The following is a 23,041-nucleotide window of genomic DNA, read 5'->3' on the forward strand; positions in this document are numbered from 1 at the left end:
TGAGGGAACATGGATCAGTTGGCACTCAAGGCAATCGAGCGCATCGCCGCCGAACGGCGTGCGCCGTATCAGCACATCACGGTCGAGCGGGTCACGCCGATCATTGGCGCCGAGATCGGCGGCGTCGATCTCTCGCAACCGCTGAGCGACGAGCAGCTCGCGGAAATCCGCCGGGCCTTTCTGGAGAACCACGTGGTGGTGTTCCGCGATCAGCACCTGACGGTGGACGAGCACAAGGCGTTTGGCCGGCTGTTCGGTGAGCTGCGGGCGCTGCCGGTGGAAGACATCGACGGCGATGACCCGGAGCTGGTGGTGATCCGCGCCAATGCGCAATCGCGCTACGTGGCCGGCGAAACCTGGCACACCGACGGTACCGCCGATCTGGCGCCGTCCATGGGTTCGATGCTGTACGTCAAGGAAACCCCGGCCATCGGCACCGGTGGCGATACGCTGTTCGCCAACATGCACCTGGCGCTGGAAATGCTGTCGCCGACGATGCAGCAGTTTCTCGGCGAGCTGACCGCGATCCACGACGGCGCGATTCCGTGGAAGGGCTATGAGGCGCCGGCCAACCTGCCGAAAACCGAACACCCGGTGGTGGTTCGCCACCCGGAAACCGGGCGTAAAACACTGTTCGTCAATTCCGGGTTCACGTCGCACATCGTCCAGTTGTCCGGCGGTGAAAGTCAGGTGCTGTTGAACATGCTGTTCGATCTGGTGGCGCGGGAGCCGGTCCTCAGCTGTCGCGTGCGTTGGGCGCCGAACAGCCTGGTGTTCTGGGATAACCGCTGCACCCAGCACCATGCGGTCTGGGATTATTTCCCGCACTCGCGGTATGGCGAGCGGGTGACGATTCTGGGGACGCAGCCCAAGGCTTGATGACCCTGAAAGTCCCTCTGTGGGAGCTCGCTCCCACAGGTTCGGGTCTAAATTCCTCGATTGAGCAGTTGCTCGACGATCAACTCGCCGAACGCCAGATTCCCGTGCAGCGGGTCATCCACTTCGCAGTACGCCGGAAGCTGAAAACCCAGCTCATCATTCGCTGCCGCGCGCACATCGATCAGCTCGATGCCGAGCCCCTGCAGGCGCTCGATCAGCAGCGCCTGCGCGGCCATGAACACACGCGGATCGGACAACTCTGGCACCCGTTGCGGCGGCAGCACGGCGAACACCTTGAGGTTCATCGCCCGGGCCTGTTCATAGAACGCCAGCGCAGGTTTGGACAAGGTGTCGACGATGGATTCGAACAGGGGCCCGGCGAGAAAACCTTCGTCGAATTCGCCGTCCGGTGTCTGGTAGCAGGTCCAGTTCGGCGCGGTGGCGAGGTAGTGCAGGCTCAGGCCAATGGTACTCACCAGCGGCACCCCGACCTTCGCCAGTTGCGGCACTTCAAAAGGCGCCAGGGCCTGGCGATACAGACGTTCCATCTCGGCCTCGCGAAACAGCACGTCATGGCGGGTCAGGCTGAAAAAATCCACCGCGAAATCCCGGCCGGTGCCCAGCGGGCCGCCGCTGAACGGCAACTCACGGGCCTGCGCGGCCTTGCCGATGACCCCGGCATGGGAGTCGCCCAGCAGCAGAAACCTAGGCGTAGTAATCGAGCACGGCGTCTTCACAGACAAGCTCCTCGCTGGACACGCAGGTGGAGGGAATGCTGGCCGGCGTTTGCAGCGGTTGAACGGCGTCGAGCCCGGCGAAAAACTGCTGCATGACGAACGCCACGCCTTCGGGCGTGACCTCGCGCTGGTTGGGTTGGTAGAACGCGCCCTTGAACGGTGTGCCGGTGATGATTTCGTAAGAGGGGAAATAGTCGACGTCGTGCAGGTCTTCGCACAGCTGCCCGGCGACGGCGCGCAGGACCGATTTGGAATAGGTGGTGGCGCTCAGCACATGTTCGCCCGTGGCCGTCGCCGTCAGGGGCACTGGTGACACGGTGAGCAGCAGGCGCAGCTGCGGGTTGATCGAACGCATCAATTCCAGCGCCCGCACCATGTCGCCATAGGTGTCCATGAAGCCGAAATTGCAGAAACGGTGCAGCTGCGGATCGAAAGTGCCGCGCACGGTGCCGGGGCACACGGGATAAACCAGACCGGTCTGGCGGTTTTGCCAGGCTTCGGTCAGGCCGAGGGTGAACACGAACACTTTGGCTCGGCGCAGGGCGCTGCGGATGGCGTCGAGGGTGGCTTCACGCGAGGCGAACAGCGCGTCCTCGCTGGCAAAACCGTCGGGTTCCACGGCGGGGCGGAATGGGTCGAACCATCGCCCGTCATGTGCCCAGGTTTCGTCGGGGGGCAGGCTCACGCCCAAGGCCCATTCGAGCCATTGGCACAGCATCGCCGGGGTGTACAGATTGCCGGTGCGGAACGAGAACACCCCATAGTTGTGGGCCTTCCAGTCGGCTGCGGGCAGTTCGGCCGGGGCCGGTTCCGCGTCCAGCCAGTTCATGCCGCGTTCGCCCAGCGCCCGGCCGATGTGCTGGGCGAAACACGAGCCAGCGGTGACGATGGCGTCCTTGGTGCCGATCTCGAATTGTGGCGTCCACAGTTGATCGATGTTCAGCGCGGGCTTGTCAGCCACGGCGGTGCGCCAGAAAGCGCGGGGTGGCAGGCATTGATAAGGATTCACGACGAGGGCCTCCTTGGCGGTCGCTGATAAAACGGGGTCAACTGATTTGATAGCGGTAGATCAGGTCGTCAAACCACCGATCTCCAATCTGATAGGCCTGCGGCACGCGGCGTTCGAATACAAAACCGCATTTCTCCAACACCTTGCAGGACGCGATATTACCGTCGGTCACGGTCGACTCCAATGAGTCCAGGCCGATGGCGGCGGCATAGTCGATGATCGCCTGCCGCGACTCGGTGCCAAAGCCTTTGCCCTGATGCTCGGGTAACAGCAGGCAACCCACCTCGGCATGCCCCGGCGACAGGATGCGAAAACCGGTCACTCCCAGCTCCTGCCCGCTGGCCCTGTCGGTCACCACCAGACACAACCAGTGATCCGACTGCGGCCCCCAAGCCGGAAGCCGATGCTCGAAGCCTTTGCGCACCTGTTCTTCGGCGATTTCACCGAACACGTACTGCATGGTCTGTGGCTCGGAATGCAGCCTGAGGAACAGCGGCCAGTCGGATTCGACCATCGTGCGCAGGTCCAGGCGTTGCGTGGTGAGTTCGAGCATCCGGTGCACCTTGCAGAGGTGGAAAGGAAAGAGGTTTTTTACTTGGTGCCGGGGCAAAGATCAATGATCTGTACTGCTCGGTGGTTTCAATGTTTTTACTAAACCTGCCGTTTACTTAAGGCTGTTAGGCTTCAACTGCCGTGTGTACTCGATAGAGGGGGCGGCAGAGTAGGCATCCAGTGAGTCCTGCGTTGTTGATTCTGCGATGAAAAGCAGAGAAGGCCCGAAGAGGGCTTTACGTTCTTCCGGCATGCAGGTCGGCAAGTAGGTGCGCAGCACTCGCGGGTCGTAAAAGCGAAAGGCGAGCTCATTGCCTTCGAAGTCCACTACTTTGAGTAAGGTGCGAAAGTGACGGCGTAACTGGCGGAGGGAAACATCGGGTGGTGCAATGACAAAATACCCCCAGCTTGCTCCCCATCCCACATCAAGCAGTGAACCGGTGAACGCTTGATCAGGATCAAGATGCACCAGATAGGGGGCAACGGCAGACAGCGCCGGAGTGAGACTGCCTGCATACAGGCAGGTAAAATCGGAATTGCTCAAACGGATCATGGGTTCGATTCGGTCATCGCGAGCTCCGTCCAGCAATGCATATACCTGCGGTGCCTGCGGACCTTTCCCTGCGCTCCACAGCTCCCGAACAAGCCATGTGACCAGGCTCAGGTCTGATTCATGCGGGGCACTCATTTCGAACAGATCTCACAGAATGGCTTTCCGTCTTCGGCCGCCTGTTTCAGAGATCTGGCTTGGCGATCCTGGCGCTGTATGCGGGCCTTTTTGAGTTCGACAGCAGAAATACGGGGGGCAGTGGCAGCAGTAGCGGCGGTCAGCCGTTGTCCGGCTTTATCGCTGTCGGCTATCCAGGGAATGACGGGCGGCAGAATTGCAATTCCGGAACCCACACCCGGCGCACCGCCGGTATTGGCCTTTACCTCGGCACCACTGATGGTCACACCACCCGCGTCGACCTTGACGAAACTGCCGCCAGCCTTCGCCGTCAGTTCCATGCCGCCCTCGATCACGACCTTGTCGCCGGCGTGGTAGTGAATTTCCGTGCCCGCCTCCACGAACTGCCCGGTGCCGACCTTCACATGCTGGGTCACGCCGACAGTCAGGTGATCGTTGGCGCGCATTTCACTCTTGCGGTCCAGGTGAGTGATGCGGTGTTCCTCGACCTTGAATTCACTTAAAACATTGGCTTCAACGATGTCATGCCGTTCATTGCCGACGCGGATCTTCTGGTCGTGCTCGATGTTTTCGTCCCAGTCGCGCTGGGCGTGGATGTAGATCTGCTCAACGCCTTTCTTGTCTTCGATGCGGAATTCGTTATAGCCCTTGCCGCCCGGTGAGCTCAGGGTCTTGAAGGTGCTGCGGGTCTTGTTCGCCGGCAGGTCGTAGGGGACGACGTTTTCCTTGTGGTACAGGCAGCCGGTCACCAATGGCTGGTCGGGGTCGCCTTCGAGGAAGGTCACCAGCACTTCCATGCCGATGCGTGGGATGGCGATGCCGCCGTACGCTGCGCCGGCCCAGCCGCTGGCGACGCGCAGCCAGCAGGTGGTCTTGTCGTCGGCCTGGCCGTCGCGGTCCCAGTGGAATTGCACTTTCACGCGGCCGTACTGGTCGCAGTGAATCTCTTCGCCAGCGGGGCCGGTGACGATGGCGGTCTGGCTGCCGAGGACTTTCGGTTTCGGGTGTTCGAGGGCAGGGCGGTAGTGGGCGTCCCACGGGGTGGCCACGAATGAGTTGCGGTAGCCCTGGTGGAAATCGGTCTTGTTGTCGGTGACGTCGCTGGTGACGTTTTCGCCCAGTACTTGCGGCTGCTTGCCTTCGTGAAAGACTTCCAGCAACAGCCACAAATCGTTCCACTCGGCGCGCGGGTGTTCGGCCAGGGTCATGAAGTGGCCGCTGGTCAGGGTCGGCTCGTCACCTTTGCCTTCGGCGAGTTTGTAGTCGCTGCGATGGCGTTCCAGCGCGCGGGTCGAGAGGAACTTGCCGCGCTCGCGTGTGGTGAAGCGGCCGGGGTAGTCGTAGTCTTCCAGGTCCGGCATGAACGCGGATTTGACCGCGCTTTCGGGCAGGATCTTCGGTTTCTCGAAATCGTAATCGCGGCGGCTGACGCGGCTGGTGCGGGTTTCCAGGCGCAGGTTGAAGCGCTTGATCACCGGTTTGTCGGCTGTCATGCCGGAGTCTTGCTGGTAGTTGACCGGTTTCAGTTTGCGGAACACGGTCTGGTCATCGCCGAACACCAGTTTGTGGCCGCTGCTGCTGTGCTGGAAGTGGAAGTGAATGCCTTCCTCTTCGCACAGGCGCTGGATGAAATGCAGGTCGGATTCGTCGTACTGCACGCAGTAGTCGCGTTCCGGGTATTCGGCGCCGAGCTGGAAGCTGTAGGCATCGGCCAGGATCCCGCGATCTTCCAGAACGCGGGCGATGATCTTCGGCACCGTCAGTTGCTGGAAGATCTGCTGGTCATGGTTGTGCCGCAGGTAGGCCAGTTGCGGCACCAGGCTGAGGCTGTAACGGGTCAGGGTCTTGCCGGAATCGCCTTGCTCGATGCGATACACCAGACCGTGAATCTTGCCCTCGCCAGTGGCGCCGAACGTCAGGCAGCCAGGCTTGTGCAAGAGTTCTTCAAGGTTGAGGTCGGGACGGGCGCTGACCAGTTCGATGTCGAAACGGAACGGTTCGTTGAGGGCTTCGCGACCGGTGAAGCTGAGGACTTGCAGGTCGGCCGAAGCGCCTTCGAGCGTGAGGGTAATGTGGGTAGCGTTGGCGTCCAGCATGCCTTGAACTCCGTCCTTGTCGGCACAACGAGACGTTGCGCCAGATTGAAATCCATTCCTTTTAAAGCTGAAGCGACCCTATGGCTGACAGCGCTTGTGTCTGAGTCGCCATTCCCGCGCGTCGGGCGATTTGCCGGTATGCGGTTGATGCGGCATGCATAAGGTAGTCTGCAAAATGGCTGAATGCCACTATCCTGTGGAGTTGAAGGTGTGCAAACGTGAGTTTGGCGTAGGCAGGCATGCCAATAAACCAAGGGACGGTCGATTGTATGCTGATGATCAGGCATGAGCAGATGGAGGCGTTCAACTACAACGCGCGCGAACAAGTTGGCAGGAAGGTGATACTTGACCTGAAGGAAACAGCCCCGCATACCGTTATGGGATTGTCATCGGCGGAGATGGACGCTCGGCTGGCAACGGCGCTGGAGATGGCTGAGAAATACACTTTGCGAGAGGCGCCGGATCTTCGCTCATTCATACGGCTTTGCTTTGTAGTCGGGCCGCTGTTTGCAGAGTATCCCGCTGCACATGATTTATTGATCTCGGCGGGGCCGGACAAGAGCCGGCGCATGACACCGTTGTTCGAAGGTATGAAAACGGACATCTGGGAGCGTGCTGCCGACAACGATATCGTCACTCGAGCGCAAACTCCGTTTCCGTTCGACAATCCGTTCGCAGGCAGGCTTTCCCGAAGCGCTGGAGTCTGCGCGCCGGTTCGCCCTTCGATATCCATTGAGCCTTTGGCGACAGTCCATGCCGAGCGATATTTCCACTATGCACTACACCCGGATGTCTGGAGGCTTGGCCGAATGCTGCCGCGTATAAGTCTGGAACAGATTCGGACGCACATCAGGTCGGTCAGTGCCGGAAATGGTCAGGAGGCCTACGCGATCAGACACTCGGAGGCTGGATTCATTGGAGCGATCACGTTACGTAACGAACTGCCCTTCACATCCATCGCCTATTGGGTCGCCCGGCCGTTCTGGGGCTATGGAGTTGCCACCAATGCCATTGGAAAACTGCTTGTGCATCTGAGCAAACAACCGCACTCGATAAGGTTACGGGCGAACATTGCACGAACGAACCTGCCGTCGATACGCTTGGTCGAGACACTGGGGTGGAAAGAGCTGGCGCGAACGCGCGAAAGCAAGGGCAACAGGATCTACGAGTTTCATATCTAGGGACAGTGACGGAGCGTGTCGAGATGGAAATGGATCAATCCAGCATGATGGAAGAGGATATCCAGGCGGCATCCGGTATCTATGATGAGGATGACGAACACTTCGCCGAACACATGATCATGCAAGAGTGCCCGATAGAGATTTTTGACGACACATTCAGTGTGGCACTCGGATTGGGTTACCCGCAATTACCGGCGAAACTTTCAGATTTCAAAAAGGGTGATGCGGTGGCCTATTGCTCATTCGTTTATCGATATCACGATAACGGTGGCAAAGGCGCCATGAAATATCAGCCCGTGGGTTGCTCTAATATTTATTTGCCAGCGCAGTGTGAAGAGCTGCGCCAACGACGAGGAAGGGCAAAGGTCAAGTTCAAGTTTGAAATGTTGCTGAAGCCCGGATGCAATGACGTTCATCGCAAAGTCATGGCTGTTCCGACAATTGGTTGTCCTGCGCTGCTGAAAGACATCAATTTCTGCAGAGCACTTTTGTGGGCGGCCCATGCCGAAGAACGCCCTACGTTCCTCGTTGTCCATGGCGCGGAGGCAAAGTGTTATATGGATAATGTCGGAGACGTCATGGAAAAACTTAACGTCGGAATTGTCTCCTGGACGTGCGATCAACCGATTGCAGGCTTTGGTGTTTCAAGGCTTGCCGCCCAACAAGCCGGACTGCATTACAGTCACAGAGGCATTGTCGTGATGTCGGATGTCAACGTTGTCAATACCGGCAACCTGCAGAGCGGTTACGAGACTGACAGGGAAGATAAACTTCCCTTCAAATCCACCTATCGATATTCCTCTATGGGCAGTGGTTCCGGAGTTCCTGTTTATAAATGGCGCGATCCTGTAGTTGCCGATGAAGTTGAAGATGGCGCTCAGGTCGGGATGATGGTCGAGGCTAAAAAGAGCGAGGGGGGCGGTGGACGGCCGCTTGAACAGGTCATCATGATCAGTGACGAGTTGATGTATGACCCATGCTTCATCACATCCTCAGAAGACTCTGATGTGACCGCAACATTTGTAGCAGAAGAAAGAAGCTGGCGATCCAGAGGCAGAATCGATCATAAAACCTTTCGGGTGAAGAGCAGAACCATTGAAAAAGTCGACATGGGGAATGTGTTCTTGACTCAGGCATACGGGAAGTTGCGCGATGACTATCTGGCTACGTTGACGTGGGAAGATGATGTGAAAATTGAATATTATGAGGACGAAAAAATACGGACCACCACTGTAGGGACGCTAGCAAAAGAGTTTGCCGACAAACATAAAATTTCAGCATTGCACATTCGTTCGTTGATTATCGAAAAGATTTTGCTGAAATATAAAGAGCAGGCGCTTTCATGAGTGAAACAGACCGTTGACATGAAAACGAATCAGAAGATAGCCCCCACTGGAAACAGGGGCTACCTTCGCGCCGGTCAAAGTCTGCGGGTTTCTTTCGTCATGATGTATTCAGCCAGCCAGCGTCGCGTTATCGATCACAAACCGATACTTCACGTCGCCTTGCAGCATCCGCTCGTAGGACGCGTTGATCTGATCGGCGCGAATCAGCTCGATGTCGGAAACGATGCCGTGCTCGGCACAGAAATCCAGCATCTCCTGGGTTTCGGCAATGCCGCCGATCATCGAATCGGCGATGGTCCGGCGCTTCATGATCAGGTTGAACACGTTCGGTGACGGATGCGGCGAGGCGGGCGCGCCGACCAGCGTCAGGGCGCCGTCGCGCTTGAGCAGCACCAGATACTCGTCGAGATCGTGAGGCGCGGCGACGGTGTTGAGGATCAAGTCGAAGCTCTTCGTGTGCGTGGCCATTTCCTCGGCGTTGCGCGACACCACCACCTCATCGGCGCCCAGTGCCTTGGCGGCTTCGCGCTTGGACTCGGAGGTGGTGAACGCCACGACATGCGCGCCCATCGCATGGGCCAGTTTGATGCCCATGTGGCCCAGGCCACCGATACCGACCACACCGACCTTTTTGCCCGGCCCGGCATTCCACTGACGCAGCGGCGAGTAGGTGGTGATGCCCGCACACAGCAGCGGCGCGACGGCAGCCAATTGAGCTTCAGGATGGCGGATACGCAGCACGTAGCGCTCATGCACCACGATGTTTTGCGAGTAGCCGCCAAGGGTCCAGCCCGGTGCGTCCGGGGTCGGGAAGTTGTAAGTGCCGATCATGCCGTCGCAGTAGTTTTCCAGACCGGTTTCACAATCGTCGCAGTGTTTGCAGCTGTCGACGATGCAGCCGACACCCACCAGATCACCGACCTTGTAGTCGGACACATGGGCGCCGACCGCCGAAACACGGCCGACAATTTCGTGCCCGGGCACGCAAGGGAATTGCGTTCCGGCCCATTCGGCGCGCACCTGGTGCAGGTCGGAGTGGCAGATGCCGCAGAAGGCGATATCGATCTGCACATCATGGGCCGCCGGAGCGCGGCGATTGATCTGCATCGGCTCAAGGAGTTGGTCGCCGGCATGGGCGCCGTAGGCGTGTACGAGCATGGGAAAGTCCTTGATGAATGTATCGAAGAACCATTCTTCCCGGATTGCTCGCACAGCCTGTAGTGTATTTCTACCGATTACTTGCCTGATTCTGTTTTCGAAGAAAGCAACGTACCCCCGACGTGTACCCGGGGTTTTCACTGAGTGCGGGGTGAAAGATCAATGTTTTGATCCGGCTTGTTTCGCAAAGCCGATCTTGATCGCCACCAGCAGCGGTGCCGCCACCGCAAATAGCAACGTCACCGCCATGAACGCACTGTCAAAGGCGAGCACCAGCGACTGCTCCGACACCGTTCGCCCCAGCAGACTGGTCGCGGAACGGGCCGCCACCGTCTCATCGACCAGCGCCATGCTCACGGCATTGCTGGCGACCAGTTTACGGTTGCGGTCGTGGGTCTTGCCGGCGAGGTTCATCTGCGCGGCGGCGGAGCGGCGCTCGGACTCGACCTGGCGAATCTGCGCATGTTGCAGTTGCGTCTGGGCATCGACATCGCTCAGGCGTGCCTGTGCCGATTTGAAGTTGGCTTCGGCCTGGGCGAGGCGGGCGCGATAGTCCTGATCGTCGATGCGAAACAGCACGTCGCCGCTCTGTACCGACTGGTTGTCGCGCACCTCGACGCTGGTGACGTAACCGGCAATCTTGGCCGCCAGTGACGTGACATCGCCACGCACATAGGCGTTGTCGGTCGAGATACTTTTGCCGCCGTACAGCACGATATAACCGCCCGCCACAATCGCCAGAGCGGGGGCGCACAACAGCAGTCCTGCCGCCTTGCGCTTGCCTTGGCGCGGTGTCGCCGGCGTTGTTTCGGATTGCACCGTGCTGGCGGTGGTGGGCCGGGGCGCGTTCATGTTCGGGGTCCCGCGCAAGGCCGATTCCTTCGGCAGCCGGGCTGCCGAAGGTGGATCGGCGAATGGATCGGTTACGGCTTGACCGGTTTGACCAGGTCGGTCTCGTTGCTGTCGAGCACGAACACTGCCAGCAGACGTGACGGTTCGGTGGTGCTGGCATTGGCGCTCACCGCGTGGAAATCGCCCGGTTGTTCGACGAAGTTTTCCCCGGCCTTGTAGACCTTCTCCGGCCCGTCGCCGACCTTGCTGCGTACGGCGCCCTCAAGCACCGTGGCGTAGATGAACGCGGACTTCGGATGGAAGTGCGCCGGCGAAGATCCACCAGGCGCGTATTCCACCAGCACGCCCCGCATGGATTTACCCGGAACGTTGGGCAGGGCGCGGTCGAACACCACGGTGACCTTGCCCCCCTGCGGCTCGGTGGCCGAGACGGATGAGATTGAAAGGGCCGCAAACGTGGCGGCCAGCAGAATTCGGCTGAACATGACGATACTCCTTCAGAGGTAGGGGTGTTTCAGCGCTGGATCGATTGCGCCAGCCAGTCTTCAAAGCGCGTCGAGCCCAGGCGCGGGTTGCTGCTGCCGGGGGTGAGCGACTGGTCGTCGAGCACGTCGCCGAAGTAGCGGGCGTGGACGTCCGGGATCACTTTGCGGGTGTCGTGGGTGGCGCGGAAAAAACGCCGGACCAACTCGTCGAGCGGCATGGCTTCGGGGCCGGCAATTTCCTGTGTGCCGTTGATCGGCGCTGCCAGTGCCACATCCGTCAGCGCAGCAGCGACGTCGTCAGAAGCCATGGGCTGGATCAATGCCGGCGACAGGCGCACTTCGTCGCCGACGGTGGCGGACTGGGCGATGCCGCCGACAAATTCGAAGAACTGCGTGGCCCGTAACAGGCTGTATGGAATGCCGGACGCCTTGATCAGATTCTCCTGCGCGACCTTGGCGCGGAAGTAACCGTTGGCGGGCAGGCGCTCACTGCCGACAATCGACAGCGCAACGTGATGGCGAACTCCGGCGGCGGCTTCGGCGGCAAGCAGGTTGCGGGTGGAGGTCTCGAAGAAGTCGAGTACGGCCTGGTCTTCCCACGACGGCGCGTTGGACACGTCGACCACTACCTGGGCACCGTCCATTGCTTCGGCCAGGCCTTCGCGGGTAATGCTGTTGACGCCGGTGTTAGGCGAGGCGGCGCGGGCATCGTGTCCGCGTTCGCGCAGATTGTTCACAAGTTTCGATCCGATGAGGCCGGTGCCTCCGATAACGACTATCTTCATGACATCTCTCCACTTGCCGACCGCAACCGTTGCTGTCGATGTGGCATGAGCATGCTTGCGGCGCTCGGGCAAATCCTTGTGGTGACCTTGGATTTGCCTTGGTTTTTTGTCCAGACAGGCCAATCCGTCGGCAGATGCGTAGACCAATGCCCAGACCGGTGCGACGGCCCAGGGTCTGCCGTATCATTGGGCGCACGACAATCGCCCGCTCGGACACGGAGTCGGGGGCGCCAGACCAGAGAACAGCCACCGTGCAATTCGCGTTTGAAGACTACCTGCTCGATCAGCTGCGCCGGGAACTGACCTGGCGCGGGCAAGTCGTGACGGTCGGGCCGCAGGTCTTCGATCTGCTGTTGCTGCTGGTCAGCAACCGCGAGCGGGTGGTGAGCAAGGACGAATTGTTGAGCGCCGTGTGGAGTGGCCGGATCGTTTCCGAGTCGACCATCACCAGCCACATCAACGCCGTGCGCAAGGTCATCGGCGACACCGGTGAGCAGCAGCGCCTGGTGCGTACGGTGCCGCGCAAGGGCTATCGCTTCGTCGGCGAAATCACCTTGAGCGACAGCCCCGTCAATGCGCCCGAAGCGCCTGCGATACCCGAAGTGGCCACGACACTTGTCCTGCCGGAAAAGCCGTCGATCACCGTCCTGCCGTTCCAGAATCTCAGCGGCGACCCCGCGCAGGACTACTTCGCCGACGGCATCGTCGAAGACATCATCACCGCGCTGTCGCGCCTGCGTTGGCTGTTCGTCATCGCCCGCAACTCCAGCTTCACCTACAAGGGCAGGGCGGTCGACGCGCGGGGCGTCGGGCTGGAACTGGGCGTGCGTTACGTGCTGGAAGGCAGCGTGCGCAAGAGCGGCAACAAGATCCGCATCACCGGCCAGTTGATTGATGCGTGCAGCGGCACGCATCTGTGGGCCGAGCGCTTCGAAGGCCTGCTCGACGATATTTTCGAACTCCAGGATCAAGTGGCCGAGAGCGTAGTGGGCGCCATTGCGCCGCAGCTTGAACGAGCGGAAATCGAGCGGGCCAAGCGCAAGCCCACCGACAGCCTCGATGCCTACGATTACTACCTGCGGGGCACGGCCAAACTGCACATCGGCACCCGAGAGGCGATCGAGCAGGCACTGGCGTTGTTCTACCGGGCAATCGAACTGGATCCGGAATTTGCCTCGGCATACGGCATGGCCGCGTGGTGCCATTTCTGGCGCAAGCTCAACGGCTGGATGACCGACCGGCCCCGGGAAATCGCCGAAGGTGCGCGGCTGGCGCGCATGGGCGTGGAGCTGGGGCGCGATGACGCGGTGGCGCTGACCCGTTGCGGTCATGCCCTGGCCCATCTGACCGGGGATGTCGACTGCGGCATCGCCCTGCTTGATCGAGCTCGATTGCTCAACCCCAATCTGGCGCCGGCCTGGTATCTGGGTGGCATCCTGCGCGCCTTGGGTGGCGAAACCGAAGCCGCCATTGCCAACCTTGAACATGCCGTGCGCCTGAGCCCGCTGGATCCGGAAATGTTCCGCATGCAGGTCGGGATGGCGCTGGCGCACTTCTTCGCCGGTCGCTTCGAATGTTCGGTTTCCTGGGCCGAGAAAGCGCAGGGAAATCTGCCCAGTCTGCTGGTAGCGGCGGCCCTGATCGCCGCCAGCCACGCGCTCAGCGGGCGAACCGACAAAGCCGGGCAGGCCATGGAACGGCTGCGTCAGCTGGACCCGACGTTGCGGGTGTCCAGCCTGCGCGCGTGGTTGCCCATTCAACGACCTGAAGACGTTGCCCGGTTTGCCGAAGGTTTGCGGTTGGCGGGGTTGCCGGAGTAAGGGCTCAGCCGGCCAATCAATCCATCGAAAAATGCATTTGCATGTTCATCGCGGCATCGTACTGATTGCTGGCTACCCGGCGTTCGAGCAGGCGATCAGAGCCGCCTTCGGCCACGCGGCGTTCGATCAGGCGATCGGAGCCGCCTTCGGCCACGCGACGTTCAATCAGGCGATCGGATCCGCCTTCGGCAACGCGGCGTTCGATCAGGCGATCAGAGCCGCCTTCGGCTACCCGGCGCTCGATCAGACGATCCGAACCGCCCTCGGCAACACGACGCTCCATCAGCCGATCCGAACCCCCTTCGGCAATCTGGGTCGGCGCCTTTCTGGATCGGTGCTGTTGCACTGATGAAGTTTCTGAATCCGGAGCACTGGTTTCCTCCCTGTTCGCCACTGGCATATCGGGCAGGCAACTTGCGCCGAATGCATGAGTGGCAACTATCCAGGTAGCTGAAACAATGGCGACGGGCAATACCAATCCAATAGTTTTCATCGTGATCATCCTGAGTCGTAGTGGGATTTCGTTAATGAACTTCCGGTTGCAACCAGACAGGTTTGAATTCAATCGAATACTTCTAGTGGGAAACTCCATGTTCCTGTGCTGCCAGGCGAATACGGTTGTACGCAATCAAGCGCATGACGTAGCCCAGCTTGATCGCGGTCGGCCCGAGGATCGTCATCCCGTGCGCGCCGACCAGCGTGGGCAAGTTCAAGTGAGCGTCAAACACATAAGCCAGGAAAATCCCCACCATCAACATGCCCAGGCCACCGACCAGCAACACGTGGGACAACTTCAGCACGCGGTACGAGTCTTCAAAAAAGTCATACATGTTGATCAGTCATCCCTGAGTCAATGAGTGGATCGACAAGTGTCGGCGCGCGAGGAAACCGCGAAGTCAATAACTTTGCCGGCCGTCGCATTTGATGGAGGGATTTTACTGTTGGCGGTAGGGATCAACCATGTTGCATAAGTTTGGTTTTATCCTGCCAGCGTATGGAGAAGTCATACCAACGTATATAAACAACTCTATGCGCGCCGCATAAGGGCGATACATCTAATGGTTAATGCCCAGACTTTCGGCCATTCGAACCAGATCGGCAAACGACTGCGCGCGCATCTTGCGCATGGCCTGGCTGCGGTGAATTTTCACGGTGATCTCGCTCAGGCCGATGGCACTGGCGATCTGCTTGTTTATCAGACCCGAGACGGCCAGCGCCATCACCGCTTGCTCTCTGACCGTGAGTGTCCCGTGGCGTGTGCGCAATTCATTTTGGCGGCGTTCGCACTCGCGGCGCGACCTGTCCCGCGTATGCGCGGCGACCACGGCGTCGATCATGGCCTGCTCGCGAAACGGTTTTTCCAGGAAATCGACGGCACCGGCTTTCATGGCGCGAACGGTCATGGCGATGTCGCCGTACCCGGTCATGAAAATGATTGGCAAATGGATGTTGGCGTCGGCGAGCGCCTGCTGAAAGACCAGCCCGCTGGTGCCTTGCAATCGCACATCCAGCACCAGGCAACTGGTCAGGTCAGGTCGCTGGTATTGCATGAAGTCGGCGACCGATCCGAACAGCTCGACGCGCAGGCCGATGGAGCGCAGCAGGCTGCCAAGCGACTCGCGCAGAGGAGCGTCATCATCGATGATGAAAACGATGGATTCGGGGTTTCGCTCGGGTGCAGGTTCTACGTCCATACGCTGGATGGCTTCGCGGCGATCGGGTTGCGCAGGATGCTGAACAATCCAATGGAAAGCTTTGCCCGAGCCTCCGGTTTTCATTGGATTTTGCTTGGGTAAACGTCCAGAGGCCATCGACCGGGAGTTTGATCAGTCGATGGCCTCGGTGGGTCAGTTTCCTGCCCGGGCGACTATCGCAAAATTCCCCGGCGCCTTTTCCAGCAGCCCCAGAAACCTCACGAGATCGACCTTGCTGCCATCCACCTTCAGATCATCGGAGGTGAACGCTTCCTTCAGTCCGGCAGCGCCGCCCAGCAGTTGGACGAACAGGTCCTTGGTGACAGTCAGCGTTGCGTTGGCGTTCGCCGCCGTCGGGCCTTTTCGGTAGTGCAGCACGGCGTTCTCGATCCACAGCACGAACGATTCGTCGGTATCGGTCAGCACCAGATTGAAGGTCCAGTTCTTGCCATCCGCCGCCGGTCCGTCGAGGCTCGCGGCCATGGCTTCGAGGAAACGTTCGGTGGGCGTCTGCTTCATCAGTTCGATCAGGTCGGAGCGTTTGACACCCTTGGCCGGCGGGCCGTTGCGCAGCTCCATGGCAGCGGTCAGGTAGCTGTTGCGCCAGGTCGCCGATTCCGCCTGATAGCCCATCTGTTCGTACGCGCGGGCCAGCAGTTCCTTGGCGACGGTGTCGTCGGGTTTGACCAGCACCGCCTGATCCAGCAGCTCGGCGACCCAGCGGTATTCGCCCTTGTCATAGGCCACGCGCGCGGCCTCGACCACCTTGGCGTTACCTCCCATCAATTCGACGTAGCGCTTTGCCGATTCCTTGGGCACCAGCGGATTCAAGTGGGCGGGGTTGCCATCGTAGGCGCCCAGGTACAGCTGGTAGATCGCTTTGACGTTGTGGCGCAGGTCGCCGTAATAGCCACGGGTGCCGAAGTACGACGCCAGCGAATCCGGCAGCTGGATCTTGTCGGCGATCTCGTTGGGGGTGTAACCGGTATTCATCAGGCGCACGGTCTGATCGTGCAGGTATTTGTAGACGTCGCGGTGTTTGGTGATGAATTCGCGGATCCGCTCGTTGCCCCAGATCGGCCAGTTGTGCTGACCGAAATAGACCTCGGTGTCGCCCAGCTCGTCGAGGGCGATTTGCATGTAGTCGGACCAGCGCAGCGCATCGCGGACCTTGGCGCCACGGATCGGCAGCAGGTTGTGCATGGTCTGCGTCAGCAGCTCCGCACCGCCGTATGCCTTGAGCGCGGGGATCGAAAAGGTCAGCTCGGCCGGGGCTTCCGCGCCGGGCATGTTGTGGAATACGAAGCTGACGCCGTCGAGTTCCAGCGGCTGGATCGGCTGGTCGATGATCTGCGTCGGCGGCAGGATGCCCATGCTGCCGTAGGCGACGTTCTTGCCCAGCCCGGTGTCGACGATGCCGGTGGCGCCCGGCGTCAGGTTCTTGCCGAACTGATACATCGAACGCCGCGCCATCGCCGGGCCGGCCAGGATGTTTTCGCTGGTGGCTTCCTCCATGAACCCGGCGGGCGCGACGATGGGAATGTTGCGCTGGGCCACTTCGCTGCTCGAGGTGATGCCCAGTACACCGCCGAAATGGTCGGCATGGTCGTGGGTGAAAATGATCGCGGTGACGGGCTTGTTGCCCAGATGCTCGCGGGCAAATGCCAGCGCCGCGGCGGCGGACTCCCGGGAGGTCAGCGGGTCGACCACGATCCAGCCGGTTTGCCCGTCGATCAGCGTCATGTTGGCGATGTCGAAACCGCGCAACTGGTAAATCCCATCGCGAACCTTGAACAGGCCGATCTGTGCGTTGAGCATCGCGTGCCGCCACAGGCTCGGGTTGACAGTGGCCGGCGCTTGGCCTTCGACGAAACGGTAAGCGTCGAAATCGATCAGGACATTGCCGTCGGAGCCGAGGATCTTGCCGGTGGGGCGGGCGATGAAACCGCGTTGGGCATCTTCCATGTCGCGGTTGTCGCTGAGGTCCAGGCCCTTGATCGACGCCTGGATCAGCGCGGCCGTGGCGGGCGTGGCGTCGCCGGCTGCGACGCCGGGCTTGTTGTCGCAGCCGCCGAGGGACACCAGCGTCAGGGCAAGGATCGTGTAGAGGGTCGGTTTCATTCTTGTTGTTCTCCGAGGGTCGAATGCGCTCCAGCCTAGGGGCAGGGCAACGATGTATCCAATGCATTGTTTACATCCGGATAATGCGTCGCTAGCATCGTGGGAATGGACCTCAAACGACTGTCACACCTTCTCGCGCTGGCCGATGAACGCCATTTCGGCCGCGCGGCCGAGCGCGTGCACCTCAGCCAGCCGGCCCTGAGCCGCAGCATTCAGGCGCTGGAGAGCGAAACCGGGCAGCGCCTGTTCGATCGCGACACCGGCGACGTCCGCCCGACGCCGGCGGGGGCGTTTCTGATCGAGCGGGCGCGGCGGTTGCTGTTCGATGCCCGGTCGCTGGAGCGGGACATGGCGCTCTACAGCGATCACCAACTGGGCAGCCTCGCCTTCGGCGTCGGCCCGTTCCCGGCGGCCATGTTGATGCATCAAGTGGTGCCGCGACTGCGCCTGGATCACCCGGCGGTCACCCTGCGCGTGGAAGTGAACAACTGGCAGATTCTCGAAGCGCGGCTGCGTGCTGAAGCGATCGAATTCTTCGTTGCCGACATCCGCAATTTCACGGCGGAATCCGATCTTTTGATCCGTTCGCTGGGCCAGGTCTCGGCAGGCTTTTTCGTACGCCCGGAGCACCCGCTGGCCGGACGCCAGGTGTCGATGGGCGAACTGGAAGGCTACGGCATCGCCACAACGCGCCTGCCGGAAGTGGTGAAACTCGAGACCGCCCGAACCCTCGGCATCTCCACCCGCCAGGCACTGCCCATCGTGCTGGAGTGTGATGATGTGGCGTTGCTCAAGACCGTTGCTGGTTCAACCGACACTATCCTTGGCGTCATCCATGGCGCCGTGGCCGAAGACATTCGGGTGGGGCGTTTGATTGAGCTTCATGTTGTCGACAGGCCGGGGTTTCATTCGGAAATTGGCGTGGTGAGTTTGCAGGGTAGAAGCCTGTCGCCGACGGCTCTGTGTGTGATCGAGGCGGTCGTTGCCGAGATGCAATCCATTCACGTCGAACAATCCCCACGTCTTTAAAGACGCGTCCTACAGCCACGATTTTCCTGCTTCGTTAACGTCGTGCAGCCCCTTGCGAGGGGCTGCCGATGCATGAACGAAAGGACAATCAGTGGCTGGTCAAAAGGACATTCCCCGGGTTCCCAACCTCAAATTTCGCTTGATTACAGTTAGTACCGACAGACAACCTGATTGAATTAGCCCGGCTCCCGCATTTTTGCCTGGGCGCGGCGTTCAACGGATTGTTTTCCATCGCCTGATCCGCTTCACTGTGGCTCTTTTGTCTGAGCGGAAATCAATCATGGAACGATGCGAAGCACTGGTCATCGGCCTCGGCGCCATGGGCGCGGCCACGGTGTATCAACTGGCGAAAGCCGGGGTCAACGTGGTCGGCATCGACCGCCACCATCCGCCGCACACGTTCGGCTCCAGCCATGGCGACACCCGCATCACCCGACTGTCCGTGGGCGAGGGCGCGCAATACGTGCCGATCGTGCGCAACTCCCACCGCATCTGGCGCGAACTGGAAGCGCTGTCAGGCGAGTCGCTGTTCGAACAGTCCGGCCTGCTGGTGCTGACCTCCAGCCCCGACTTCGATCCCGCCGACGAAACCGACTTCACCCTGCGCACCATCGCCCTGGCACAGACCTACGGCATCGAACACGAAGTCCTCGACGCTGCCCAAATCCGCCAGCGCTTCCCGCAGTTTGCCCAGGTGCGCGACGACGCCATTGGCTACTTCGAGCCCGAAGGTGGTTTTGTACGGCCCGAACGCTGCATCGACGTGCAACTGAGATTGGCCGAACAACACGGCGCCACGCTCTACAAGGGCGAGACCGTGACCCACATCAGCTCGGACGAACAGGGCGTCACCGTCACCACCGACCAGCGCACCGTGCGGGCGAACAAACTGGTGGTCACCGCCGGCAACTGGGCGGGCGGCTTGCTCGGCGCGCCGTTCGACAGACTGCTCAGCGTCTATCGGCAAAAACTGTTCTGGTTCGAGACCGAGCCTGACGCGGAACTGGTCGGCCACTCACCCACGTTCATCTTCACTCACGGCCCGGACGACGATTTTTATGGTTTTCCCGCGTTGCCGGGAGAGGGCAGTTTGAAAGTGGCTACGGCGCAATATCACAGCGCATCCACGCCTGAGACTCTGGATCGCACAGTCTCGGCCGAGGAAGAACGCGAGATGTACGAGCAGCAGGTGCAGGGGCGGATTGCCGGGCTGACGGATCGGGTGGTGAAGTCAGCTGTTTGCGCCTACACCGTTACGCCGGATCGGCATTTCATCATCGATGAACATCCACGGTTGCAGCACACGTTGGTGGTGTCGGCATGCTCCGGGCATGGGTTCAAACACTCGGCGGCGCTGGGGGAGGCGTTTGCGCAGTGGTGTTTGCGGGGGGAGAGTGAGCTGGATCTTTCGTTGTTTTCGGTGGGGCGGTTTGAGCGGGAGTGCCAATCTCTATGAATCATGAACTTTGGCAGGAATCCGATGGCTGTCAGACTTTTTGTCTGGCCGGTCCTCGTGGAGATGGTGCACGTGCACTGATGGATCCGGGGGCGACACTGGTGTGGGAGGTCGAGGCAGAAAGTCATTTTGAAGCGATGACCCAATACTATGCGCACATGCAGTGGGGTGAGTATGTGACGGACTTTCCCGAACAGGACAAGATGTCCTATAGAGAGTTGGAGTGGGAATGATCCGCCAATCAAAGGTATCGAACCGCGAGAAATTGGGTTGTGAGTGTGGGCCATCGACCCCAATCGACCCAGAACCACCCATTGAGATAGGGCAAGCTGGTCAACTGCCAGAGACCATTTGTAAGCCCCAAAAGGCCTCAAATCATTAGCTTCGTATGCCGCGACGGGCTAAGGTTAAACACTATTTTTTACGTCGAGCTTCACGAGAATTATGGGTACTAATTGGATTTCACCGGACGAGTTTGCAGGGTTCCTTGGAGATCGCGTTGGCTATAAGTCAGGTCTTGCGCTAACACGAGATGAGCTAATCCAACACATGGATTCGACCGATCCGTTGATTGATATTATGTCCGCGTATTCGGATCAACCAGTACCCCTCCGAAGCGATAATATTGAAGATACATTTCAGATTGTACTTTATAGGTTAGGAGTGATATCTCGACCATTCGTTGGGCATGCGCCGACAATCTTAGATCTAGAATTTCGAGCCGATGAAAATCGTAGATTACTTCTTGTTGATATCCTTCAAGATTTGGGGAATGTCCACTTTGAAAAAGGGCATCGTTTTCTCGGCAGAGACTTTAATGAAGACGCCTTTTTTCATCTGATCTATGAGAAGCATTCAGAGTCAGGATTGGAAATTGCCAAACGTTTAATTAATCTGACCCGTGAAAGTGAAGAGGCCAGCCCTTGGCCATGGATTAAATGCAGGCAGGTCGAGTGGAGTAATGAGCTTGAACTCAGAGCCTTGTTTGACAGCGAATCACTTCAGACGCCGCATGGTCAATTTATTGATCAAAGATTTATTGATTATCTAGAGCGCAATCACCCCAGGCTTGATGAAATGAATTGGCGAAAGTTTGAAGGACTTACAGCTGAATATTTTTCCAGAAAAGGTTTTGAAGTGGAGATAGGCCCTGGGAGAGATGATGGTGGTGTTGATGTTCGGGTATGGAGTCCAGGGCAGAAAGGTCAACATCCTCCTGTGACGCTAATACAATGCAAGAGACAAAAACAAAAGATTGATAAAGTTATCGTAAAATCGTTATGGGCAGACGTATCTGATGAGGGTGCTGATTCTGGACTAATTGTTACAACATCATTTCTGAGTCCAGGAGCGGACAATGTGAGAAAGGCAAGAGCTTACCCTATTGATTGTGCGAATAGAGCGAGAATTACGTCCTGGTTGAGTGAGTTAAGAACTCCGGGCAGAGGGGTTTTTTTTGGCACGTAGCAACATCGGCAAAATGGGGGCGGATTTGTTATTCAATTCCCGGGTCGAGGTGGAGCCCGGGTCAATCTCGAAAGTGCAAAAAGTGGAATGATTTATTCTTCTGAAGAAATAAAAAAATGGGGACGGATTTATTTGATTTCTATCCTGAAGAAGGACTGATTTATTTTTAGAGATAAATCAGTCTGCATTATTTGTTATTCATGGCTCCATTTTTTGGTCATCGTCTAGCCCCGGAAACAGTCACTTCAATGACTTTTGTGTTTGTGAAGAACTTGCAATTCGAACTGTTGATTTTTGTTATATCTTGAACTTCTTTTAAGTCGCAGATATAGCTTTCGCAAGATGTTGTGGCAGTTATTTTTCCATCGCCGGCTTGTTGCTGAGATGCGCTGAAGGCTCCGAGCGCCTTGTCACCGATGTCCAGTACTTTTCCAAAGGTTGTCTCAGGGCTTTTGTATTCACCGTTAATTGAGCTCAACATCCATCCGTTGTTAAAGTCTGCCTTTACATTGTTGTCACCTAATCGGTTTTTAATTTTTAATGTGTAGGGTCTGCTGTAGTCTGGTACATATTTTATGTCGTCAGTATAGGTGATTGCTCCTTTCTCATTGATGTTGCAGCTATGGGAGTAAAGCGCTTTTGGTGCGTAAAATACATAGCCTTCGTTGTTATCCTGTTCTCCGTAGTCCTTATGAAGGATGTCAAAGCTGGAGCAGCCGGTAAGAAGTGCCGAAGACAATAGCAATAATCCAGATCTCATTTTAAGCTTCCTTGTTTTGGTAACCCATTTGGGCAACCTTGAGAGTAGTTCACTATTGCCAAGAGGTGTCAATGTTCAGCACTAAAATCGCATTGATCACATTCTGGTAATAAAAGGGGTTGATTTGTTTTCTGAAATAAATCAGCCCACTTTTATTCTCTTTTGTTATTTATTACTCTGATCAATCCCCAATTTCTACGAGTGCGCGGAAAAATGGGGACGAAAAAATGATCTTTGAAAAGGGGAGTCTCAGGACTCCGATCCACCCATTGATCAAGCACGTTCCCCGATACACCACCACTGAACTTCGATGTCATCATCGTCCTGGGTTACATCATGTCCATGCTCAATGAATTGCTCGGGCACATCCAAGGCAAGCCTGTCGCTCAAGTGTATCGGAGCAAGCGAGTTCTGCTGCCCCAGAAAGCTCATGTAGTACTCACGGTCATAGAACACGGTCACTTCACTCTGGTGTAACCAGGGCCAAGTCAATAAGCAGGCGACGCGGTAGTAGCCTTGGCTGCGATCCGCCGCGCGGGAAAGGTGGGCCGCTGCTTCGAGCAACTGCTGGACACAGAAGGCCTGCACTTCGATACGTGCTTGCGGACCTTCAACGAGGGTATTGATTACCGGGATTTTCCAGTTTGAGTAGCGCTCGTGCTCATCGAAGCGAGGATGGAACTCGCCGCTGAAACTCGCGGCCCAGTATTCCAATGCACGGAGATGTCGGGGTATGTTTCGGAGCTTTTTGTTACTGAGGCGCAATCTTCGCAAGGGCATGTCCTTATGGGGTTGATGAAGCTAACGGCTCGGGCACTCATCGTAGGCAGCGAAATGGTCAGCGTTATAGCTGGTTTTGCAAGAGCGGGTTGGAGATTTCCTGAAATCCATCAATCCTCGATTTTTACGAGTGTTACCAGCTCCTT

Annotated in this window: 23 protein-coding genes; 8 read left to right on the forward strand and 15 right to left on the reverse strand. The window is 58.4% G+C overall.

Annotation, left to right across the window (positions count from 1 at the left end; translation table 11 throughout):
- The first annotated feature begins 9 nt into the window (after nt 1–9).
- Nucleotides 10–879 (forward strand): TauD/TfdA family dioxygenase, encoded by an 870-nt coding sequence (locus K3819_RS12735; RefSeq protein WP_221399446.1) that lies wholly within the window; start codon nt 10–12, stop codon nt 877–879.
- Between the two features lie 47 nt (nt 880–926).
- On the opposite strand, the gene K3819_RS12740 is transcribed toward K3819_RS12735, so the two are convergent.
- The 5 genes from K3819_RS12740 to K3819_RS12760 all read right to left on the reverse strand — a co-directional run bounded on the left by K3819_RS12740 (nt 927) and on the right by K3819_RS12760 (nt 5,961).
- Complete coding sequence (locus K3819_RS12740; protein WP_260329054.1) at nt 927–1,616, reverse strand: hypothetical protein; 690 nt, start codon at nt 1,614–1,616, stop codon at nt 927–929.
- Nucleotides 1,585–2,625, reverse strand: a complete 1,041-nt coding sequence (locus tag K3819_RS12745; RefSeq protein WP_085610223.1) for a GSCFA domain-containing protein — start codon at nt 2,623–2,625, stop codon at nt 1,585–1,587. Before K3819_RS12745 ends, K3819_RS12740 begins: the two co-directional genes overlap by 32 nt.
- Nucleotides 2,626–2,662: 37 nt before the next feature.
- The gene (locus K3819_RS12750) at nt 2,663–3,178 is read right to left on the reverse strand and encodes a GNAT family N-acetyltransferase (RefSeq protein ID WP_064382008.1); all 516 of its coding nucleotides are present in this window, start codon (nt 3,176–3,178) and stop codon (nt 2,663–2,665) included.
- A gap of 111 nt (nt 3,179–3,289) precedes the next feature.
- Entirely contained in the window at nt 3,290–3,865 is a 576-nt protein-coding gene (locus K3819_RS12755; protein ID WP_085610224.1) for a DUF4123 domain-containing protein, read from the reverse strand.
- Nucleotides 3,862–5,961 (reverse strand): type VI secretion system tip protein VgrG, encoded by a 2,100-nt coding sequence (locus tag K3819_RS12760; RefSeq protein ID WP_085610225.1) that lies wholly within the window; start codon nt 5,959–5,961, stop codon nt 3,862–3,864. The genes K3819_RS12755 and K3819_RS12760 overlap by 4 nt, the downstream gene beginning before the upstream one ends.
- 269 nt (nt 5,962–6,230) lie before the next feature.
- Here K3819_RS12760 and K3819_RS12765 point away from each other — a divergent pair, with 269 nt between their 5' ends.
- Both K3819_RS12765 and K3819_RS12770 read left to right on the forward strand, forming a co-directional pair.
- Nucleotides 6,231–7,142: a GNAT family N-acetyltransferase gene (locus tag K3819_RS12765; protein ID WP_158090091.1), complete on the forward strand. Its 912-nt coding sequence runs from the start codon at nt 6,231–6,233 to the stop codon at nt 7,140–7,142.
- 23 nt (nt 7,143–7,165) lie between these two features.
- Complete coding sequence (locus K3819_RS12770) at nt 7,166–8,488, forward strand: hypothetical protein (protein WP_221399447.1); 1,323 nt, start codon at nt 7,166–7,168, stop codon at nt 8,486–8,488.
- Between the two features lie 108 nt (nt 8,489–8,596).
- On the opposite strand, the gene K3819_RS12775 is transcribed toward K3819_RS12770, so the two are convergent.
- The 4 genes from K3819_RS12775 to K3819_RS12790 form a co-directional block, all read right to left on the reverse strand.
- The gene (locus K3819_RS12775; protein ID WP_221399448.1) at nt 8,597–9,646 is read right to left on the reverse strand and encodes an NAD(P)-dependent alcohol dehydrogenase; all 1,050 of its coding nucleotides are present in this window, start codon (nt 9,644–9,646) and stop codon (nt 8,597–8,599) included.
- Nucleotides 9,647–9,805: 159 nt separating this feature from the next.
- Nucleotides 9,806–10,498 carry an HlyD family secretion protein gene (locus K3819_RS12780; protein WP_409348337.1) on the reverse strand — a complete coding sequence of 231 codons (693 nt, stop codon included), beginning with the start codon at nt 10,496–10,498 and terminating at the stop codon, nt 9,806–9,808.
- Between the two features lie 71 nt (nt 10,499–10,569).
- A complete protein-coding gene (locus K3819_RS12785; protein ID WP_221399449.1) occupies nt 10,570–10,983 on the reverse strand; it encodes a cupin domain-containing protein in 414 nt (137 codons plus the stop codon).
- A gap of 29 nt (nt 10,984–11,012) precedes the next feature.
- On the reverse strand, nt 11,013–11,768 hold the full coding sequence (locus K3819_RS12790) for an SDR family oxidoreductase (RefSeq protein ID WP_221399450.1): 756 nt from the start codon (nt 11,766–11,768) through the stop codon (nt 11,013–11,015).
- A 251-nt stretch (nt 11,769–12,019) separates the two neighbouring features.
- Between K3819_RS12790 and K3819_RS12795 the strand changes: the two genes are divergently transcribed.
- Nucleotides 12,020–13,588, forward strand: coding sequence for a winged helix-turn-helix domain-containing protein (locus K3819_RS12795; RefSeq protein ID WP_221399451.1), 1,569 nt, complete (start codon nt 12,020–12,022; stop codon nt 13,586–13,588).
- A gap of 16 nt (nt 13,589–13,604) precedes the next feature.
- On the opposite strand, the gene K3819_RS29440 is transcribed toward K3819_RS12795, so the two are convergent.
- The 4 genes from K3819_RS29440 to K3819_RS12815 form a co-directional block, all read right to left on the reverse strand.
- Nucleotides 13,605–14,081, reverse strand: coding sequence for a phage infection protein (locus tag K3819_RS29440; RefSeq protein ID WP_260329055.1), 477 nt, complete (start codon nt 14,079–14,081; stop codon nt 13,605–13,607).
- A gap of 82 nt (nt 14,082–14,163) precedes the next feature.
- Nucleotides 14,164–14,418 (reverse strand): hypothetical protein, encoded by a 255-nt coding sequence (locus K3819_RS12805; RefSeq protein ID WP_039771078.1) that lies wholly within the window; start codon nt 14,416–14,418, stop codon nt 14,164–14,166.
- Nucleotides 14,419–14,643: 225 nt separating this feature from the next.
- Complete coding sequence (locus K3819_RS12810; RefSeq protein ID WP_085611941.1) at nt 14,644–15,282, reverse strand: response regulator transcription factor; 639 nt, start codon at nt 15,280–15,282, stop codon at nt 14,644–14,646.
- Between the two features lie 153 nt (nt 15,283–15,435).
- The gene (locus tag K3819_RS12815; protein WP_221399452.1) at nt 15,436–17,403 is read right to left on the reverse strand and encodes an alkyl/aryl-sulfatase; all 1,968 of its coding nucleotides are present in this window, start codon (nt 17,401–17,403) and stop codon (nt 15,436–15,438) included.
- Nucleotides 17,404–17,508: 105 nt separating this feature from the next.
- Between K3819_RS12815 and K3819_RS12820 the strand changes: the two genes are divergently transcribed.
- From K3819_RS12820 to K3819_RS12835, 4 genes are all read left to right on the forward strand, one after another.
- Nucleotides 17,509–18,432, forward strand: a complete 924-nt coding sequence (locus tag K3819_RS12820; protein WP_221399453.1) for a LysR family transcriptional regulator — start codon at nt 17,509–17,511, stop codon at nt 18,430–18,432.
- Between the two features lie 280 nt (nt 18,433–18,712).
- Nucleotides 18,713–19,888 carry an N-methyl-L-tryptophan oxidase gene (gene solA, locus K3819_RS12825; protein WP_221399454.1) on the forward strand — a complete coding sequence of 392 codons (1,176 nt, stop codon included), beginning with the start codon at nt 18,713–18,715 and terminating at the stop codon, nt 19,886–19,888.
- Complete coding sequence (locus K3819_RS12830) at nt 19,885–20,121, forward strand: hypothetical protein (RefSeq protein ID WP_221399455.1); 237 nt, start codon at nt 19,885–19,887, stop codon at nt 20,119–20,121. Before solA ends, K3819_RS12830 begins: the two co-directional genes overlap by 4 nt.
- A gap of 211 nt (nt 20,122–20,332) precedes the next feature.
- Nucleotides 20,333–21,355, forward strand: a complete 1,023-nt coding sequence (locus K3819_RS12835) for a restriction endonuclease (RefSeq protein ID WP_221399456.1) — start codon at nt 20,333–20,335, stop codon at nt 21,353–21,355.
- A gap of 217 nt (nt 21,356–21,572) precedes the next feature.
- On the opposite strand, the gene K3819_RS12840 is transcribed toward K3819_RS12835, so the two are convergent.
- Together K3819_RS12840 and K3819_RS12845 are read right to left on the reverse strand one after the other, a co-directional pair.
- Entirely contained in the window at nt 21,573–22,115 is a 543-nt protein-coding gene (locus K3819_RS12840) for a hypothetical protein (RefSeq protein WP_221399457.1), read from the reverse strand.
- Nucleotides 22,116–22,388: 273 nt separating this feature from the next.
- Nucleotides 22,389–22,889, reverse strand: coding sequence for a DUF3916 domain-containing protein (locus K3819_RS12845; protein WP_221399458.1), 501 nt, complete (start codon nt 22,887–22,889; stop codon nt 22,389–22,391).
- Nucleotides 22,890–23,041: the final 152 nt, after the last annotated feature.

This window comes from Pseudomonas sp. 3-2 (genome assembly GCF_019710535.1).
Classification (GTDB): Bacteria; Pseudomonadota; Gammaproteobacteria; order Pseudomonadales; family Pseudomonadaceae; genus Aquipseudomonas; species Aquipseudomonas pharyngis.

Excerpts from the sequence above, each read along its gene's own strand:
- K3819_RS12820 (WP_221399453.1), top strand. The coding sequence starts at position 17,509 with ATGGACCTCAAACGACTGTCACACCTTCTCGCGCTGGCCGATGAACGC.
- K3819_RS12840 (WP_221399457.1), bottom strand. The coding sequence starts at position 22,115 with ATGAGATCTGGATTATTGCTATTGTCTTCGGCACTTCTTACCGGCTGC.
- K3819_RS12775 (WP_221399448.1), bottom strand. The coding sequence starts at position 9,646 with ATGCTCGTACACGCCTACGGCGCCCATGCCGGCGACCAACTCCTTGAG.
- K3819_RS12790 (WP_221399450.1), bottom strand. The coding sequence starts at position 11,768 with ATGAAGATAGTCGTTATCGGAGGCACCGGCCTCATCGGATCGAAACTT.
- K3819_RS12760 (WP_085610225.1), bottom strand. The coding sequence starts at position 5,961 with ATGCTGGACGCCAACGCTACCCACATTACCCTCACGCTCGAAGGCGCT.
- K3819_RS12785 (WP_221399449.1), bottom strand. The coding sequence starts at position 10,983 with ATGTTCAGCCGAATTCTGCTGGCCGCCACGTTTGCGGCCCTTTCAATC.
- K3819_RS12780 (WP_409348337.1), bottom strand. The coding sequence starts at position 10,498 with ATGAACGCGCCCCGGCCCACCACCGCCAGCACGGTGCAATCCGAAACA.
- K3819_RS12755 (WP_085610224.1), bottom strand. The coding sequence starts at position 3,865 with ATGAGTGCCCCGCATGAATCAGACCTGAGCCTGGTCACATGGCTTGTT.
- K3819_RS12810 (WP_085611941.1), bottom strand. The coding sequence starts at position 15,282 with ATGGACGTAGAACCTGCACCCGAGCGAAACCCCGAATCCATCGTTTTC.
- K3819_RS12765 (WP_158090091.1), top strand. The coding sequence starts at position 6,231 with ATGCTGATGATCAGGCATGAGCAGATGGAGGCGTTCAACTACAACGCG.
- K3819_RS12815 (WP_221399452.1), bottom strand. The coding sequence starts at position 17,403 with ATGAAACCGACCCTCTACACGATCCTTGCCCTGACGCTGGTGTCCCTC.
- K3819_RS12770 (WP_221399447.1), top strand. The coding sequence starts at position 7,166 with ATGGAAATGGATCAATCCAGCATGATGGAAGAGGATATCCAGGCGGCA.
- K3819_RS12735 (WP_221399446.1), top strand. The coding sequence starts at position 10 with ATGGATCAGTTGGCACTCAAGGCAATCGAGCGCATCGCCGCCGAACGG.
- K3819_RS29440 (WP_260329055.1), bottom strand. The coding sequence starts at position 14,081 with ATGAAAACTATTGGATTGGTATTGCCCGTCGCCATTGTTTCAGCTACC.
- K3819_RS12835 (WP_221399456.1), top strand. The coding sequence starts at position 20,333 with ATGGGTACTAATTGGATTTCACCGGACGAGTTTGCAGGGTTCCTTGGA.
- K3819_RS12805 (WP_039771078.1), bottom strand. The coding sequence starts at position 14,418 with ATGTATGACTTTTTTGAAGACTCGTACCGCGTGCTGAAGTTGTCCCAC.
- K3819_RS12750 (WP_064382008.1), bottom strand. The coding sequence starts at position 3,178 with ATGCTCGAACTCACCACGCAACGCCTGGACCTGCGCACGATGGTCGAA.
- solA (WP_221399454.1), top strand. The coding sequence starts at position 18,713 with ATGGAACGATGCGAAGCACTGGTCATCGGCCTCGGCGCCATGGGCGCG.
- K3819_RS12830 (WP_221399455.1), top strand. The coding sequence starts at position 19,885 with ATGAATCATGAACTTTGGCAGGAATCCGATGGCTGTCAGACTTTTTGT.